The 841-nt window shown below is 68.4% G+C and carries 2 protein-coding genes and 1 other annotated feature; both genes read right to left on the bottom strand.

Annotation, left to right across the window (positions count from 1 at the left end; all coding sequences use genetic code 11):
* Window positions 1-527, bottom strand: a 527-nt coding sequence (locus tag J1M44_RS11105) for an IS3 family transposase (protein ID WP_206481097.1), incomplete at its 3' end; no start/stop codon positions are given.
* Window positions 441-569, bottom strand: a sequence feature (AL1L pseudoknot). (Overlaps the previous gene by 87 nt.)
* Window positions 530-841 (bottom strand): transposase (locus J1M44_RS11100; protein ID WP_206481096.1); only part of this gene is annotated, 312 nt, incomplete at its 5' end. It overlaps the preceding feature by 40 nt.

The following is an 841-nucleotide window of genomic DNA, read 5'->3' as shown; positions in this document are numbered from 1 at the left end:
TCCAGGGCCAGGTCCGTGCGCAGCGACTTCGACAGCTGCCAGCCCAGCACCCGTCGGGAGAACACGTCGATGATGAACGCGGCGTACACCCATCCGCTGAAAGTGCGGCAGTAGGTGATGTCAGCGACCCACAGCTGGTTCGGAGCCGCCGCGGTGAAGTCGCGCTGCACCAGGTCCTGACGCTCATCCGGGCCGCGGCCTGGGACCGTGGTCCTCGGGCCCTTCGCGCGGCTGATCCCGCGCAGGCCTGCGGCTCGCATGAGCCGCTCCACCGTGCACCTGGCCACCTGCAGGCCCTCCCTCCGCAGTTGCGCGTGGACCTTCCGGGCCCCGTAGACCCCGTAGTTGGCCTCATGCACCCGCCGGATCTCAACGAGCACCTGCTCATCGCGCAGGCTGCGCACTGAAGGAGGGCGCGTCTTGGCCGCGTAATACGTGCTCGGTGCGATCTGCGTGCCTGCCGCGGACAGCGTGGCGCAGATCGGCTCGACACCGAACTCGTGCTTGTGTTCGTCGATATAGTCCACGATCAGCGCTGTGGGCGGTCGAGCTCCGCCGCGAAGAAAGCCGACGCCGAGCGCAGGATCGCGTTCGCCCGCCGCAGTTCACGGTTCTCCTTCTCCAGCTCGGCCACCCGGGCGGCCTCGCTGATCGTGATCCCGGGGCGGTGGCCGTGGTCGATCTCGGTTTGGCGGACCCAGTTGCGCAGCGTCTCGGGATTGATCCCGAGCTGTTCTCCCACACGGCGGAACGCTCCGGTCCTCGTGGCGGGGTCTTGACGGGCTTCCAGAGTCATCCGCGTGGCGCGTTCGCGGAGCTCGTCGGGGTACTTCCGTGGTGC

Source organism: Micrococcus sp. KRD128 (genome assembly GCF_017168395.1).
Taxonomy (GTDB): Bacteria; Actinomycetota; Actinomycetes; order Actinomycetales; family Micrococcaceae; genus Micrococcus; species Micrococcus luteus.
This window is presented reverse-complemented; position numbering and strand designations above follow the sequence as displayed.